This is a genomic window from Paenarthrobacter nicotinovorans, assembly GCF_021919345.1.
Lineage (GTDB): Bacteria > Actinomycetota > Actinomycetes > Actinomycetales > Micrococcaceae > Arthrobacter > Arthrobacter nicotinovorans.
This window is the reverse complement of the sequence record NZ_CP089293.1, coordinates 3,574,465-3,590,182: the sequence shown is the minus strand read 5'-3', so window position 1 is coordinate 3,590,182 and position 15,718 is coordinate 3,574,465. Positions and strand designations below refer to the sequence as shown.

Sequence of the window (15,718 nt, the reverse complement as noted above, 5' to 3'; positions counted from 1 at the left end):
AAGCGCACGTGCCTGCTAAGGCAGCCTCGAAGGCCGGAGCACATTGGCGTCGCCCGCCTTGCCCGGGTCGAGCGGCACCGGGCTGGTCAGGACAGCCGGCCCACGATGCAGCAGTCCGCCGGAAACAACCTGGCACCGCACGCCGCCGCGCCCGCGCATCGCCTTGTGGGCACCCGGGGCGAGCATCTGGTCCATCCAGGCGCAAGGATGGGCTGGTCTGCCGGCCTTCAGCGTCACCGCGTCTCCGCCGGATTCCAGCGTGAACCCGTGGCCGAGCAATGGAGCCAGTTCCACTCCCCGCAGCACGACGTTCCGGCGCGTCAGCAGCGGATCGAAAGGCCCGGCGTCGAGTTCGGCAGCAATGGCTTCCAGTGCCTCAACGGCGAACACCGTCACGGCGGCGTCCATGTGGGCGGCCTTGCCGAAGAACCTGTCCCCAACAATCCCCTTGCCGGCAACCAACTCAGCGTGGTCGGCGTCCGCAGTTGGAACGTCCGCGGCGCCTTCGCGCGCACGGCCAAAGTAGGCGTGCGCCGGCGACACCAAAAGGTGCACAACTTCGACGTCGTACCTGTAATCAGTCATGCTTCAACGCTAGCCCCTGTCCATGTGGAGCGCAGGGGCATTGTTCCGCGGTGTAAAGCGTGCTTTACTTTGCCTATGAGTAAAGCGTCCTTTACATCCCGGCGGGTCCCGGCCCAGCACTATGTCTTGGCCGTCATCCTCGGCGCCATCCTGACAATCACGGTTGCGGTGGTGGTGGGAGCAACAAACCCGGATGATTTCTGGCCCGCCGCAGGGATCGGGGCGCTATGCTCCGGGTACCCTGCGATGTCCCTCGGAGTGCGGGTTTTCGTCTCCAATAACACCGTCACCCGGGATCCGAACGGGGAACAAAGCGTGGAGCTGCAATGGATGCGCCAGGCCGGGGCCGGGGCCTTCATTGACGTGCTGGTCGCGGCGATTGTTGCTTCGCTGGTGCTGGCCATCGGCCGTTTCCAGGTTGATGCGCTCCCACTGCTTCTGGGGCTCGTTGGCCTCAGTACGCTGGATGCCGGCCTCCGTTACGTGGCCATCCGCCACCGTGCTCTGAAGTGAAGAACAACCTTGCCGAGCGCCGAGCCGGCCGCAACTGGACCCAGGCGGACCTGGCCGCCGCGCTCGGAGTGTCCCGGCAGACCGTCATCTCCATCGAGCGAGAGAAGTTCGACCCGTCATTGCCTTTGGCGTTCCTCATTGCGCGGACCTTTGGCTGCGCCATCGAGGACGTCTTCACCGCGGAGTGACACCACGGTAAAGATAAAGTGGCACCGTGAACTTTGCTGAAGCAGCCGACGGCGTCGAACTCGCCTGGACATCGGAGGGCGAAGGCGAACCCATGCTGCTTATCGCCGGGCAGGCTACGTCCATGGACGGTTGGGGCCCGACGGCGGAGCTTCTGTCGCGCTATTACCGCGTCATCCGCTTTGATCACCGCGGGATTGGCCACAGTGGGAGGGGTGACGCTGAGCGGTACACCACTCGACGTCTCGCCAACGATGCTGCGGCCGTGCTCAGCGCGGCCGGGGCGGAGTCAGCACACGTGTACGGCCATTCAATGGGCGGACGCATAGGCCAGTGGCTGGCCATCGATGAGCCGCAAAGGGTTCGTACCCTGATCCTGGCGGCAACGAGTGGCGGGAGCATGCCGGACAGCGCAGCCGAGCCGGACAAAGCCGCCCTTGACGCCCTGGTCAGTGGCGACCTCTCCCGTCTGGAGCCGCTCTTTTTCGACTCTGAGTGGGCCAGGAACAACCCCGAGGCGACCCACACTTTCTTCAATTCCCGCGCGTCGGCGTGGGCCAAGGCGCGTCATTTCAGGGCCAGCCGCGAGCACGATGCCTGGAGCGAACTGGGTGCGATTACGGCTCCCACCTTGATACTCCATGGCACCGAAGACAGACTGACTCCCTTGCCCAATGCGCTGCTGCTACGCGGGCATATAGCCCGTTCGGTCCTTGTCCGCGTACCGGGTGCGGGACACGGGCTGCACCTGGATCACCCCGGGACCGTCGAGTGGATCCGGCAGTTCATCGCACGCAGGAGCAGCTAGCTAATACTGCGGGCCGGCCTGGGACGATTCCCCGGCAAGCCGTTGTACCAGCGCGTCCACGATTGGCAGTTGCCCTTTGACGAGCTTGGTCCGGGCCACGGCTTCCTCAAGCCATTGGGCGTCGTCGATTTCGGGAAAGTCCTTGATGGTGCCAGAGCCTTTGGGCCATTCCATGGGGAATGTGTTGCTGACAATCTCTTCGGGCTGAAAACCACTGGCTTCCGCGATGAACGCCGTGATCAGTTTGCCCGAGGGCTGCCGGAATGTACCCAACAGAACGTAGTCCGCAGATGGCGGCGGAGTGCCGATTTCTTCAGTGAATTCCCTTCGTGCGGCAACCAAAGCGTCTTCGTCGTCGGAGAATTCGCCCTTGGGAATTGACCACGCGTGCTGATCTTTCCGCGCCCAAAAGGGCCCACCCATGTGGGCTATCCAAAGCTCCAATTGTCCGGCGGTATTTCGCCGGTAAAGGAGGATTCCTGCGCTGCGGATAGTGATGTCGCCTCCCGGGGTAAAGGTGCTGCACACATTTGTTGGAACACCTCAAGGCTACGCCGCCAAGCGCGGCCGTTATCCAATCGATGTTAATTCCCGGATCTTGGGTACCAATTTCGCTTCCCGCAAGGCCACGGCTACTCGATAATCGAGGAGTTGTACGTTCTCCGGGGGGAGGAGCGTATTGCGGCCAGCGGGACCAGCCGCTGGCATTCTGGGCGCATCAGCAGGAGGAAACAGCTATGGCATGGTCAGTGAGGCTCCTTCCACGTGGGGGAAGAAAAGTTATGGGGGTAGCCGTAATTGCTGCGGTTGCCCTGTCCATGTTTGCCGGCACAGGACCATCGCATGCGGCGGACACAACGCCTATGGCAGATGATCCCGGCCCGGTGGGCAGTTTTGCCTGGAAGGGATTCAATTGGCAGAAGCGTTTTTGGGGTGGAGCGCCCATGTACAACGCGACGTGGGATGCCAACAATGTCAGCAACCCGGATGCCAACGGCTACGTGAAGCTGTCCATAAGCAACCCGACAGGTTCGGCGCCCAAGGGTGCGGAATTCCAGTCCACCCGTGAAGGATTCGGCTACGGTACATACAGCACCACGGTGGAAAAGGATGTCAGCGCACTCCAAAAGGAAGTGGTGTGGGGCTGCCTATTCACCTATGACCCCAATGCCGTTCCCGGCTACACCGAGATCGACCTCTGTGAAGCGTCGGCGTGGGGCGGGGGCGCCGCATATGGCGAAAGCTGGCCGGTTACCCAAGGGCACGGTTACTGGTTCGATGCCACCTTGCCTCCGGGCCAAGGCAACAACACGGTCACCTTCGATGTCACGAATGCCCCCATCCTCACTCACCGGATGGTCTGGGAGCCGGGCAAGCTGACCTTTGAGACGTTTGCCGGGGAAGGGTACGACGGGCCACTCCTCAAGAGGACAGTCCTGGAAGGCTCCACTGTTCCCACTCCTGGCAAGGAACAGATTCACTTCAACCTGTGGGTCACCGGCGGCGGCGGTGGAGACGCGGCACATGTTGCACCGGAAACCGTCACGATCAGGGACTTCTCCTTTGTCCCGGCGAACCAGCTCACGGGTCCGGTTCCGACTATCACCGGCACGGCAGCGGTGGGCTCGACACTCACCGCAGTCCCGGGCACCTGGCCTGCCGGAACAACCTTGGCGTATCAATGGTTCAAAAACGGCACGGCCATTTCAGGAGCCACGGGACCCACCCGAGTCCTGGCCGCTGCGGACCAGGGCGCCAGCCTGACTGTGCGTGTGACGGGAAGCCTGGCCGGGTATGCCACGGCTACTAAGGAGTCGGCCCCGACGGCGGCAGTGGTGGCCGGAACCTTGCAGGCTCCGACCCCCACCATCACAGGTACGCTCACAGTTGGTTCGACCCTGACGGCAAACCCCGGAACGTGGACTTCCGGTACCGCACTGACGTACCAGTGGTACCGCTCCGGGACCTTGATTGCTGGAGCGACGGCCAAGAACTACAAGCTTGTGAGCGCAGACCAGGCGGACACCATGAGCGTCAGAGTCACCGGAACCAAAGCCGGCTACACCACGGTGTCCAGGGTTTCAGCAAGCACCGCGGTGATCCCCTAGGAGGCGGACGGCAGGTTCTTCTGTGCGCGGACGGGAACAATCCTCTTGATCGCGAGCCCCAATGCCAGCATGGCGAACGCGGCCAGGGCGAACCAGAAAAGGTCGCCTGCTCCGGTCAGGGCGAGGGTACCGGATCCCATTCCGGCCGCGGCTGCTCCGGCTGCGGGGGTTACTGGGCTGTTGTACATGAGTCGATTACCAAACTTTCTTTCTGTTGAATGCTGCGTCCAGGTACGCCTTGGCGTGGACTGCCTGGAGGAAGATGTCGATCACTGTTTCGTACATGGTTGCGGCCAGCAGCATGTGCCTCCAGCCCCGGAACCGCACAGTGATGACGCGTTCCAGGATGAAGATGCCGGTGACTGCAATCCAGAAGGGCTGGAGGTTCAGGCCCATCCCTGAAATGAGCGCGAAGAGGATGGAGCCAAAGTAGGCCAGCGTCACTACGACGCCGATCATTGAAAGGAACTGGCGGCCCCAGTAGGGCCTGGTCACTTTGGTCCATCCGTATTGCACGCAGTTCTCCACCGCGCCCCGCTTCCACCGGAGCCGTTGCGCCCACAGTTCGCGCCACGTGGGCATGACCTCTGTGACCAGCGTGCAGTTGGCTGGTGAAGCGATCCGATAACCCAGTGTCAGCAGGGCGAAGGAGAGTTCGTTGTCCTCTGTCAGGACGGACGTGTCGTAGATGCCGCCCTTGCCGTTTCCGGCAGGGAGTGTGCCGCCAAGGCGGGCAGCTGCGACGTCGCGAAGAGTCTTGACGCGGAAAAGGGCGGCGGTCCCTGTGACTACCAAGCACTTGCCGTGGAGGCGCTTGACGTCCCGGGCGTAGCGGGCGTATTCGTTGCGCTGGAGGTGACCTACGAAGCCGCCACCGGGACCTCCGCTGAAGACACCGCCTACCGCGCCGAGCAGTTCGTCGGCGAGCAGGTTTTGTGTGGCGTTCTCAATGAAGTCAAGGGCGAGCTGGGAGTCTGCGTCCTGGACCAGGATGAGGTCCTCGGGGTCGGCGTCGGGCAGCAGCCGGCTGAGGGCGAAGTTCAGAGCTCCGGCCTTCTTGTCCTTGTTTCCCACCGTACGGATGACCTCAGCGCCCTGGGCGACCGCGAGGTCCTCGGTATCGTCGGTGCAGTTATCGGCCACCACGATCACGCGGTCCGGGCGGCGGGTCTGGTTGTTCAGGGAGACAAGTGTGTCGGTGATGCCGGCGGATTCGTTGTGGGCCGGAACCAGGACAGTTACCACGCCGCCGGCGGCACGGTGGGATCCGCGGGGCGCGGTGGCCGGGGCCGGTGAGGCAGCGGTGTCCGTTGATGCGTGGACCGTGGTTTCCGTGAGCATTGTGATCCCTCCGTTCGTTAGCTGGAAGCGTTGACTCACTTAGAGTTCCAACGCCAACGCAAGAAACGCGCAGGCAAAGCGTCAAGGAAAAATCAAGGTTTGCTCAGGGTTTGCTTGAAGCGTCACGCAAACGGCTACGGGATCAGGTGCAGCCTTAAACGCAAGAGGACGACGTCGGGAGGTCCCGGCGTCGTCCTCTTGCGTTTGTTGTCGAGCAGCTTAGCGGCTCAGGCTGACCGTAAAGGTCTTCGGTCCGCTGAGGGTCACGGCAATGCCGCAGTTTTCTGCCGCAGCGCGGTGGGAAAGGGACTGGATGGCGGCATCGATGGTGTGGTCGATGGCCGACTTGTCCCAGATTTTCAGCGTGATGGAGTCAGTATGTGTCGTCATTGTCAGTACTTTCACTCAGGCTGGTGACAGCCCCAAGCTTCGTCGCCCGGGGCCGCATCCTCGTCGGTGAGGATTGCTGATTCAGCTTGTATGGGAACGGATTCCCTCATTCATGGTTCATGCTGCCCACCGTGATTGACAAGCGAATCCAGCCAAGTGTGACCGATTACACGTTGCTTGTTACTCCGTGTAACCGGTGCTGACAGTGAGCTCCCGCCAACGATCCACCTCGGCCCGCTGGGCTTCCGCTACGGCGTCAAAGGCCTTGGCGGCGTCCTCACCGAGCAGCAGGAAGCCAGGAGTTTCAGAGGCCTCGACAGCGTTGATAATCACCTGGGCTGCCCTGTCCGGATCACCCTGCTGCGTCCCATGCACCGTGTCGTTTTCCTTGCGTCGCTTGCCGGCAGTCTGGGCGTAGTCGTCAATGGCTTCTGCGGATTGCGTGAGCGACCTTCCGGCGAAGTCCGTCCTGAAACCACCCGGTTCCACGGCCGTTACTGTGATGCCCAACGGCGCCAGTTCCTTCTGCAGGGAACCGGAAATGCCTTCAAGCGCGGCCTTTGTTGCCGAGTAATAGCCCGAGCCGGGTGGGCAGATGCGGGCGCCGATCGAGGAGATGTTCACGATCGCACCCGAACGCCGGGTACGCATCCCGGGCAGGACGGCCTTGATCATGGCGACGGGACCGAACACGTTGGTATCGAACAGCGTCCTGACGTCCGCGTCGGCGCCCTCTTCGATCGCGGCGCGATAGCCGTATCCCGCGTTGTTGACCAGGACGTCCACACCGCCGAAGCGCTCCACGGCCTGCTGCACGGCCGCTTCCACCTGCGACTGATCGGTGACGTCGAGCGGGACGGCGAGTGCCGTCGTCGGGAATTCCGCGGCGAGGTCCTGCAGAGTGGCGGTGTCGCGCGCGGTCACGACGGCGTTATCGCCTTTCGCGAGGACCGCCAGGGCAAGTGCGCGGCCGAGACCGGTGGAGCAGCCTGTGATGAGCCAGGTAGTCATGATGTTCCTTTCATGGTTGACCTATCCCACTGAACGCTACTCCCCGGCGCCACGGGAGTGACGGCCCATACAGGTATTGCCGGTGCCACCCGGGACAGAGGACGCCGCTCAACCGACGTGCACCCACGGGCGGCGGCTCACCTCCGGTTCGGCCTCCCTGAGGACCTCGCGGGTCACCGGGGCTATTTCGCCCTCGCCCAGGAACAGGAAGCGCAACAGGTTGGTCATCGGGTTGCCCTCAGTCCAGCGGAAATATATGTGGGGCATCAACCCTGTGACGTCACGGATATGCAAAAGCACCGAGGCAATGGTGTTCGCCACCACCGGACCATGCACCTCAAGGATCCGGTAGCCGTGCCGTTCGATGCCCTTGACGTACAGTTCGGTCTCGAAATCCGAAGTGTCGTCGAGCACCACTTCAAGGAACAGGCCGTGGTAGTTGAGGGGGAGGTGGCTGACCTCGATGGCCGAGACCAGCTTCGAGCGATAGGCCTCCGCCGTAAGCCGGAGCGGTTCGTGCGCGATGAGCCGTATGGGTTCGGTGCCGTCGTCAAGGATGAATTCCAGGGCGTTGCGGTCCATGTGGACGTGTGTGGCGTGCAACTCGAACGACCTGCGCACCCGGGACAGCAGGGAGATGCCGATGATGCCGGCGATGAACACGGCCGCAATCCGGATGCCTTCGGGTCGCTCCACGACGTTGGCCACCGTGGTGTAGACGAACACGGCGGCGATGGCGCCGAAGCCGATCATGCGTTTGCGCTGATCACGACGGCGGGTGGACAGTGTCACGGCAACGGCGGCTGACGTCATCAGCACCAGGACACCGGTGGCGTAGGCACCGCCCTGGGCGTCGACGTCGGCGTTGAAGGCGATAGTGATGAAGAACCCCACCAGCGTGAAAACCAGCACCAAGGGGCGAACCGCCTTGGCCCATTCCGGAGCCATGCCGTAGCGGGGAAGGTACCGCGGTACAAGGTTGAGCAGGCCGGCCATGGCGGAGGCGCCTGCGAACCACAGGATGGCGATGGTGCTGATGTCGTACACCGTGCCAAACCCAGGCCCAGGTATTCGTGGGCGAGGAACGCGAGGGCACGGCCGTTTGCCTGGCCGCCGGGCTCGAACTCGCGCTCGGGGATGAGGACCACAGTAGTGAAGCTTGAGGTGATGAGGAACGTACTCATGATCAATGCGGCGGTGGTGAGCATTCTCCGGGTTCCCCGGATGCGGCCTGTTGGCTTGGCCTCAGTGTCATCGGGGTCGCCCTGCACCTGCGGCATCACGGCGACACCCGTCTCGAATCCGGAGAGGCCCAACGCGAGTTTCGGAAAGACAATGCAAGCGATGGCTACGGCCATGAGCGGGTTGCCGTGGGAAGTCCACAGCAGCTGCCACCAGTCACCTACGGCGGTGGGATGCGCCAGGACCTCGACGACGGTGGTGGCGACCACCACCACATTCAAGCCCAGGTAAAGGACCACAAGAACGACGGCGACGCCTATCGCCTCCTTGAAACCACGGAGGAAAACGGCGGCCAGGAGTGCCAGGAGGACCAAGGTGACAGGAACATTCTGGCCCTGCAGCCAGGACGGCATCACCGGGTTCTGGATGAAGTGGGCCGTGGCATCCGCCGCGGAAAGAGTCATGGTGATCATGAAGTCCGTGGCGGCAAAGCCGAGCAGCACCAGCACCAGCAGTTTGCCTCCCCAGCGTGGAAGCAAACGCTCGAGCATGGCGATGGAGCCCTCGCCGCGGGGACTTTCCCCTGCCACGCGCCGGTAGACCGGAAGCGCGCCGAACAAGGTAACGGCAACCAGGACGATGGTGGCCAGCGGTGAGATCACGCCCGCGGCCAAGGCAGCGATGGCCGGCTGGTAGCCAAGGGTGGAGAAGTAGTCCACGCCCGTCAGGCACATGACCTGCCACCAATGGTGCTTCTTCTCGTGGGCCGCACTGACCACGCCGGGGCCGGGATGCCGGCCTTTGCTGTCCTGCAGCCCGAACAGGAGCCACGTCCGGAATGATGTCCAACCCCGGGGCCTGGGAGCCGAGGGGTCAGCCGGTGGTCTGCTTAACGTGGTCATGGGTGCCCTCCCAGACGCTCGTCGATCTGAGCTGAACATAGCACCGCGCACGAGGCGTGATGCCGGAAGGGGCCAATTCTTGATAAGACCTTTACGCGAGAGGTGAGCTCCCGGGGTTATTGGCGCGAGCCAAAGGGTTGGGAGCTAACCCCTCACGGGCGGAAGGTCCAAGGACTGTTGATCGGTGATGAGGCCCAGGCACGCGTCCTCTCGGTGGCTTCCTGACCCGCTTTGACATTCATATTCCCCCAAATTAACCATTTCTGGTTGTTTTTCGGGCCAACCTGAGGCAAAGGGGGGGGCGGGAAGGAACGCATGGCGGGAGTGGCAGCAGGCTTCTACCAACTCAGCCAACGATTCGCTGCGGCACTGTGTTCGGCCGCTGCCGCTGGGATGTTCCTGCAAGCCCAGGGAGCGGCCACCGGCCAGGCCTCCAAGGATGCTTTCCACCAAGGCATCGTGATGTGCTGTGTCCTGCTGGGCGTCGCCTTGCTCGCCGGCGGACTGGACTGGTTCCGCGAGGCGCGGGACCGCAGAAACGCACGTGCCGCCGTCGTGACTTCCGGGAAGGAAACCGCGACGGCGGCGGTAGCACTTACGTCGGAACGTCCGACGGCGGCCGGTGCTCAGCGTTCGGAAGCCACCGAATCAGTGGACGCCTGAGCTACGGGAGCCGGCGGGGCCGTCGGCCCGGTGGTGGGGACACCGGCGTCGCGGAGTGCCGGGAAGCCGCCGTCCACGTGGACGGCGTTGGCGTAGCCGAGGACTTTGAGCTTCTGCGCGACGGGACGTGAACCGTTCACGGAGCCGCAGAACACCACGATTTTCTGGTCGGTGCCGCTGACCTGGGCAAGGCGGTGCGCGGATTCGGGGCTGAAGTCTTCCTCAACGTGCTCGCGGTTGACCACTACGGCACCGGGGACTGCGCCGGTGCTGGCGCGGCCTCCTTCGCTGCGGACATCAATCAGCAGCGCGCCTTCTTCGATGAGCTTGGCGGCGGCGTCGGCGGTGATCAGTTGGGTGTCTTCCTGTACTGAGTCCTGAACTGTGGTTTCGGTGGACATGGAGCTCCTTTTATAGGTGGTGGACGTGTTGGTGGTGGTTGGAAAATCGGAAAGTCAGAGGCCCCAGGCCTCGGCCAGCAACTGGTAGGAGTTCTGCCGGTCGGCGGGGTCGTGGGCAATGGTGGTGATGAGCAGTTCCTGGGCGCCGGTGACGCGCTGCAACGTGCGCAGCTTGGCGCTGACTTGGTGGGGGTCGCCCACCAGCCTCGTGTCCACGCGGTCTTTGATCAGCTCCTCGGCTTCCGCGTCCAAAGGAAGATCCAGGGCATCGTCCGGCGAGGGGTAGGGGATGGCGCCCTGGCCGCTGCGAATGCCGTGTACCCACTGGGCATAGCCGCGTGCGAGGCGCTGTGCTTGGCGTTCGTCCGGGGCCACCAGCACGTCCGCCGAGACGATCACCTGCGGTTCCTGCAAGGAAGCAGACGGTTCAAAGTGGGCCCGGTATTCGGCAATGGAGTCCAGCACGCCGGCTGGTGCTACGTGGTAGTTCGCGCCGAAGGGAAGTCCCAACTTGCCTGCCAAACGCGCGCTGGGACCCGCTGTTGAACCGTGGATCCAGAATTGGGGCGCCTGCCCGAGAGCCGGCGTCGCGGTGACTTCCTCGCCATGCTTGGTCCTGTACTCCCCGGTGAAGAAACCGATGATGTCCTGGACGTCGTTCTCGAAGTTGTCCGTGTCTCCAGGGAAGCGGCCCAGCAGTTCACCTTGCAAGCGGAATTTCCTGGGAAGGACGGCGCCGAAGATGGGGCGCGGCGAAGGAATCAGCAAACCGTCAACCACGCGATCGCCGGGTGTGTCCGTAGGGGGAACTACTCCAGGAGCCGGTTCGCTGGGCGACTTCGGCGGGCCGGAGCGACCAAAGCCAAGGTCCACACGGTCCGGGAACACGGCGGCGAGCGTGCCGATGCTCTCCGCAATCTGGAGCGGCCTGTAATTCCCCAACAGGGTGGCCGCCGTGCCGACACGGATGGTCGTGGTGGCCGACGCAACCAAACCGGCCAGGATATGCGGGGCAGAACCGGCAACGCCTGTGTTGAGGTGATGTTCTGCGAGCCAGTAGCGCGAGTAGCCGGAAGCTTCGGCGGAGGCGGCAAGCGCGATGGTGCTGCGCAGCGCCTCGCCCGGTGTCTGCCCGGCAGAAACCGGGCTCAGGTCGAGGACGGACAAGGGAGTGACTGAAGGCTTCGGCATGGCACGACACTACGGAGCGCAGTGCCCCGGCCAAAGCCGATCCGTCACCCCGCTCAACCGGGCTAAATCCGGCGAAATCCGACGAAACGGACCGTCACGGAGGGCTCACAGATGCACATGGAGCAACGGACAAATTCGAACATTTCGCACCGAAGCCGCACAGTCATTTCCTGTCAAACCCTTGACCGGATGGTTGAGGCGCTGGTAAACCTTGTTGGCGGAAAGCGTTTTCTCGCATCGATCACTTCACTCGCTCATATGCGGAGAGATTGCTCGGCGCCGAGTGAAACGTTCCAAAAAAGTGCGCGCAGACCCCCTGCCGCCCAGCATCAAAGGAGATGTTCTTTGGCTCACACCTCGAAATGTTCCTACCCCACCGCCCGTCGTCGTGCGCGGAGGGCAGTTCCACTGGCGGCCTCTGCCTCCCTGGCTGCCGCCGCCATCGCGCTGACAGGCGTCCCGCTTGCCCAAGCAGCTCCCGCCCAACTCCCGCAGTCAGCGCAAACCGGACTTCCCGCCGTCGTGCCTGCCGCCAAGGACCCCGCTTCGCTGAAGCGCCAAGTGGAAAACCTGGACCGCGCACCCGTGGCCGTCCTGACGGATCAGGGCGTCACAGTGAGCTGGCGTATGCTCGGCCTGGACAAAGACAGTGTCGGCTTCCAGGTTCTGCGCGACGGCGTCAACATCACCCCCGAACCCCTGCGCAACGCCACGATGTTCGTTGACCCGGACGGGACGGCGCAGTCCAGCTACGTGATCAAGACCGTCGCCAACGGCCAAGGCCGGGACAAGCTGACCGAGGCGGTCACGCCCCTGGCGCAGAACTACCTGGCCATCAAGCTGGACAAGCCGGCCGACGGCGTGACGCCCGACGGCAAGCCCTACACCTACTCGGCCAACGACGCCACCGTGGCAGACCTCGACGGCGACGGCAAGTACGAGGTCATCCAGACGTGGGCGCCATCCAACGCGAAGGACAACTCGCAATCCGGTTACACGGGCAACGTCTACGTGGATGCCTACAAACTGGACGGAACCAAGCTGTGGCGCATCGACCTGGGGCGCAACATTCGCGCCGGCGCACACTACACGCAGGTCCTCGCGTATGACTTCGACGGCGACGGCAAGGCCGAGGTCTCGTTCAAGACGGCGGACGGCACGACGGACGCGGCGGGAACGGTGATCGGCAACGCCAACGCCGACTACCGCAACAGTGCCGGCTACGTCTTGTCCGGTCCCGAGTTCCTCACGGTCTTCAAGGGCGAAACTGGAACGATCATGGACACCGTCGCTTACGAGCCAGCCCGGGGCCCGGTGGCAGGGTGGGGCGACAATTACGGCAACCGCGTTGACCGCTTCCTCGCAGCCGTGGCATATCTCGACGGCGAACACCCCTCGCTGATGTTCAGCCGCGGCTACTACACCCGCACAGTGCTGGTGACCTACGACCTCGTCAACGGAAAACTCGTGAAACGCTGGACCTTCGATTCCAACCAGGCCGGGGACGAGTACAAGGGGCAAGGCAACCACAACCTCTCCGTCGCGGACGTGGACCAGGACGGCAAGGATGAGTTCGTCTTCGGCTCAATGACCATCGATGACAACGGCCAGCCGCTGTACAACACCAAGCTCGGTCATGGCGACGCGATCCACACCGGCGACCTCGACCCGTCCAGGCCGGGGCTGGAGACATTTGCCGTCCACGAAAGCATGGGCCAAAGCGGCAACCGTGGAGCGACCTTCCGGGATGCTGCTACGGGTGAAATTCTCTGGAGCATCCCTGCCGTCAAGGACACCGGCCGTGGTGCAGCGGGTGACATCGATCCCCGCTATGAAGGGGCCGAGGGCTGGGCCGTGGGTGGTTCCGCCGCCTGGGACTCGCCGGTGGGCCAGCTGAGGTCGGCCAAGGGTGAGCTGATCTCCGAGAACATTCCGGCCGCCAACTTCCTGGCTTGGTGGGACGGGGACCTGCTCCGCGAGATCGTTGACCACGACTACGATGCAACGGTCTCCCGCGGCGTTCCCACCATCTCCAAGTGGAACTGGGAAACCGAAACCAGCGACCGCCTCCTGACGGCGGACGGTGCCCGCAGCAACAACACCACCAAGGGCAACCCGTCCATTCAGGCCGACATCCTGGGTGACTGGCGCGAGGAGATCGCCTGGCCGTCCACGGACAGCACCGAACTCAGGATCTACACCACCACGGCTCCCACCGAGGTTCGCCTGCGCACGCTGATGCACGACACCGTCTACCGCACGGCTGTTGCACGTGAGAATGTGGCGTACAACCAGCCGCCCCACCCGGGCTTCTTCATCGGTGAGGGGATGCAGGCCCCGGCGGCGCCCGCCGTCGTCTACACCGGCACCAAGTAGAACAACGCGGGGTTACTTATGGCCTTTGGGATACCCCCTATGGGCCGTAAGTAACCCCGCGTTGCTTTCTCCGGTCAGTGCTGGCCGAGGGTGCCACCCAGTGGGGGGACGGCTCTGGGGTCGTCCCCGTCCCTGCGTTCGGCCTTGCTTCGGGTATCGCTTTCGGCGGTGCCATCCGAGTCTCCATCGACGTCCGCCAACCCGTTGGTCTGGTCGAACGGGTGGTTGATGGGGTCGATAACCGGTGTGGTATTTGTGGTGTCGGTTCCTGTGGTGTTTGTGGTGTCGGTTCCCGCGGTGCCGGTCTCCGGTGCCTGCTTTTCGATGTACTCCTTGAACTTCTTCAAGTCTGACTCAGCCTGCCTCTCAACAATGTGCAACTTGTCCCCCAGGAATTCCAGGACGCCGTGGGGTTCGTATTCCAACGACAAGTGCAGGGAAGTCTGGCTGGGGCCGGCTTCCTTGAACTCCACCCACCCTGCGTTCTTGACACCCTCGACGGCGGCCCACGCCACGGCACGGTCCACGTCCTGCTGGACGATCCTGGCTTCCCACGTGCGGTGGACGCCTGCGATCTCGGCGACCCATTCAAGGCGGTCGTCGCCGAGCCGCGTCACTCGCTCCACTCCGCCCATGAAGTGCGGGAATTCCTCGAACTGTGTCCATTGCCTGTAGGCCGTACTGATCGGAACGTTGACCATGATTGTCTTGTTCACTTTCGTGGTCACTTTGTCCTCCTCCTGCTCGATTCGGTATTGATCAGCATGCTTACATTATCGGGCTTTTCGGAGGGGAAGAACAGGCCTGATAGCCCTCGGGAGCAGGCGCTAGGAGATCACCCGGCCGTTCTGGACCAGGTATTCGAGGTGCTCCGAAATATCGGCAAGCACGGAGATATCGGCCACCGGATCCGCGTCCAGGACCAGCATGTCCGCGTCGGCGCCCGGCGCCACCACGCCAAGTTCACCTGCGCGCTCAAGCAGCAGCGCCGCCGTCGTGGTGGCTGAGCGGATGGCGTCGATGGCGGGCTGGACCTTGCCCAACAGCCTGAACTGTTCGTTCTGGTGGCGGTGCATGCCGCCCAGAAGATCGGATCCGAAGGCCATCTTGACGCCTGCCTGGTGGGCCCGCGAGATGGCTTCGAGTCCGCTGGTGAGCACAGAGTCCACCTTGGCCCACATCTCCTCGGTGAGGCCGAATTCCTTGCCTTCTTCCTTCAACGCCCAGTAGGTCACCAGCGTGGGAACCAGGAAGGCGTCCTTCTCGAGGAAGAGCCGCAGGCTTTCGTCGTCCAGGAGGTTGCCGTGTTCGATCGAACGCACCCCGGCTTCCAGCGCGCGGTTGATGGCCCGGGCAGTGTAGGCGTGGGCTGCGACGTAGCGGTTGGCAGCCTCGGCCTCTTCCACTGCTGCCCGCATTTCCTCCATGGAATACTGCGTCGAGTCGATGCGGTCAGTGGGGGAGGAGACGCCGCCGGACGCCATGATCTTGATGTGGTGGGCGCCCTTGCGGATTTCGTCGCGGGCAGCGGCCCTGACAGCGTCCACGCCATCAGCCACCCGGCCGATGCCACAGCAGCCGCGGCCATTGGGATCATGGTCTTCGCCGGGGAGCCGCATATCGCCGTGACCGCCGGTCTGGCTCAGCGCGTGGCCGCAGAAGTGGATTTTCGGGCCTTCCAGCAGCCCCTCCTCCTGCGCCATGGCCAGCCCGAAGTCGGCGCCCGAGAGGTCACGGACAGTAGTAAAGCCGCGGCGCAGCATCTCTCCCATGATCCGGGCCGTCTGCGCATAGACGTACGACGCCGGCGTGTAGGTCAGGGAACGGAAGTCGGCGCTTGACGCCACGACGTGGACGTGGGCGTCGATGAGGCCCGGGATGACGAACTTCCCTGTGCCGTCGATGACCCGGGCGTTCGAAGGCGCCTCGGCGTTCGGTCCTACGCTGCTGATCTTTCCATCAACGCTCACGACGTCGGCAGTCGAGTAGGTGCCGGCGTCCACGTCCAGGACGCTGGCGTTGCGGATGACGAGGGCCGTGGTTTCAAGGGTGGTGCTCATG

16 protein-coding genes and 1 pseudogene are annotated in these 15,718 nt (G+C 63.5%); 6 read left to right on the top strand and 11 right to left on the bottom strand.

What is annotated here, in order from left to right; all coding sequences use genetic code 11:
* Positions 1 to 15 precede the first annotated feature (15 nt).
* A complete protein-coding gene (locus JMY29_RS16595) occupies positions 16 to 585 on the bottom strand; it encodes an MOSC domain-containing protein (RefSeq protein WP_189076655.1) in 570 nt (189 codons plus the stop codon).
* Between the two features lie 75 nt (positions 586 to 660).
* Here JMY29_RS16595 and JMY29_RS16590 point away from each other — a divergent pair, with 75 nt between their 5' ends.
* From JMY29_RS16590 to JMY29_RS16580, 3 genes are read left to right on the top strand one after another with little or no spacing between them, the layout of a single operon-like run.
* A complete protein-coding gene (locus JMY29_RS16590) occupies positions 661 to 1,098 on the top strand; it encodes a hypothetical protein (protein ID WP_064722727.1) in 438 nt (145 codons plus the stop codon).
* A complete protein-coding gene (locus JMY29_RS16585) occupies positions 1,095 to 1,286 on the top strand; it encodes a helix-turn-helix transcriptional regulator (protein ID WP_018778791.1) in 192 nt (63 codons plus the stop codon). Before JMY29_RS16590 ends, JMY29_RS16585 begins: the two co-directional genes overlap by 4 nt.
* A gap of 26 nt (positions 1,287 to 1,312) precedes the next feature.
* Entirely contained in the window at positions 1,313 to 2,092 is a 780-nt protein-coding gene (locus JMY29_RS16580; RefSeq protein ID WP_189076654.1) for an alpha/beta fold hydrolase, read from the top strand.
* On the opposite strand, the gene JMY29_RS16575 is transcribed toward JMY29_RS16580, so the two are convergent.
* Positions 2,093 to 2,590 (bottom strand): NUDIX domain-containing protein, encoded by a 498-nt coding sequence (locus tag JMY29_RS16575; RefSeq protein WP_039242987.1) that lies wholly within the window; start codon positions 2,588 to 2,590, stop codon positions 2,093 to 2,095.
* A 365-nt stretch (positions 2,591 to 2,955) separates the two neighbouring features.
* Between JMY29_RS16575 and JMY29_RS16570 the strand changes: the two genes are divergently transcribed.
* Positions 2,956 to 4,200, top strand: coding sequence for a hypothetical protein (locus JMY29_RS16570; RefSeq protein ID WP_229778694.1), 1,245 nt, complete (start codon positions 2,956 to 2,958; stop codon positions 4,198 to 4,200).
* On the opposite strand, the gene JMY29_RS16565 is transcribed toward JMY29_RS16570, so the two are convergent.
* The 5 genes and pseudogenes from JMY29_RS16565 to JMY29_RS16545 all read right to left on the bottom strand — a co-directional run bounded on the left by JMY29_RS16565 (position 4,197) and on the right by JMY29_RS16545 (position 9,026).
* A complete protein-coding gene (locus JMY29_RS16565; protein ID WP_018778794.1) occupies positions 4,197 to 4,388 on the bottom strand; it encodes a hypothetical protein in 192 nt (63 codons plus the stop codon). The two genes, JMY29_RS16570 and JMY29_RS16565, sit on opposite strands and share 4 nt — an antisense overlap.
* A 7-nt stretch (positions 4,389 to 4,395) precedes the next feature.
* Positions 4,396 to 5,541 (bottom strand): glycosyltransferase family 2 protein, encoded by a 1,146-nt coding sequence (locus JMY29_RS16560; RefSeq protein ID WP_229778693.1) that lies wholly within the window; start codon positions 5,539 to 5,541, stop codon positions 4,396 to 4,398.
* 219 nt (positions 5,542 to 5,760) lie between these two features.
* Positions 5,761 to 5,931, bottom strand: a complete 171-nt coding sequence (locus tag JMY29_RS16555; RefSeq protein ID WP_018778796.1) for a hypothetical protein — start codon at positions 5,929 to 5,931, stop codon at positions 5,761 to 5,763.
* Positions 5,932 to 6,111: 180 nt separating this feature from the next.
* A complete protein-coding gene (locus JMY29_RS16550; protein ID WP_189076652.1) occupies positions 6,112 to 6,942 on the bottom strand; it encodes an oxidoreductase in 831 nt (276 codons plus the stop codon).
* Positions 6,943 to 7,050: 108 nt separating this feature from the next.
* Positions 7,051 to 9,026: pseudogene (locus JMY29_RS16545) on the bottom strand (amino acid transporter).
* 315 nt (positions 9,027 to 9,341) lie between these two features.
* Between JMY29_RS16545 and JMY29_RS16540 the strand changes: the two are divergent.
* Positions 9,342 to 9,689, top strand: coding sequence for a hypothetical protein (locus JMY29_RS16540; RefSeq protein WP_227453571.1), 348 nt, complete (start codon positions 9,342 to 9,344; stop codon positions 9,687 to 9,689).
* Here the strand turns inward: JMY29_RS16540 and JMY29_RS16535 are convergent.
* Complete coding sequence (locus tag JMY29_RS16535) at positions 9,653 to 10,090, bottom strand: rhodanese-like domain-containing protein (RefSeq protein ID WP_189076651.1); 438 nt, start codon at positions 10,088 to 10,090, stop codon at positions 9,653 to 9,655. The two genes, JMY29_RS16540 and JMY29_RS16535, sit on opposite strands and share 37 nt — an antisense overlap.
* A 54-nt stretch (positions 10,091 to 10,144) precedes the next feature.
* On the bottom strand, positions 10,145 to 11,281 hold the full coding sequence (locus JMY29_RS16530) for an LLM class flavin-dependent oxidoreductase (RefSeq protein WP_189076650.1): 1,137 nt from the start codon (positions 11,279 to 11,281) through the stop codon (positions 10,145 to 10,147).
* Positions 11,282 to 11,626: 345 nt separating this feature from the next.
* Between JMY29_RS16530 and JMY29_RS16525 the strand changes: the two genes are divergently transcribed.
* Positions 11,627 to 13,657: a rhamnogalacturonan lyase gene (locus JMY29_RS16525; RefSeq protein ID WP_189076649.1), complete on the top strand. Its 2,031-nt coding sequence runs from the start codon at positions 11,627 to 11,629 to the stop codon at positions 13,655 to 13,657.
* Positions 13,658 to 13,731: 74 nt separating this feature from the next.
* Here JMY29_RS16525 and JMY29_RS16520 read toward each other — a convergent pair whose 3' ends face one another.
* Together JMY29_RS16520 and JMY29_RS16515 are read right to left on the bottom strand one after the other, a co-directional pair.
* On the bottom strand, positions 13,732 to 14,385 hold the full coding sequence (locus tag JMY29_RS16520; protein ID WP_189076648.1) for an SRPBCC family protein: 654 nt from the start codon (positions 14,383 to 14,385) through the stop codon (positions 13,732 to 13,734).
* A gap of 99 nt (positions 14,386 to 14,484) precedes the next feature.
* On the bottom strand, positions 14,485 to 15,717 hold the full coding sequence (locus JMY29_RS16515; protein ID WP_039242906.1) for a metal-dependent hydrolase family protein: 1,233 nt from the start codon (positions 15,715 to 15,717) through the stop codon (positions 14,485 to 14,487).
* Between the last annotated feature and the right edge of the window lies 1 nt (position 15,718).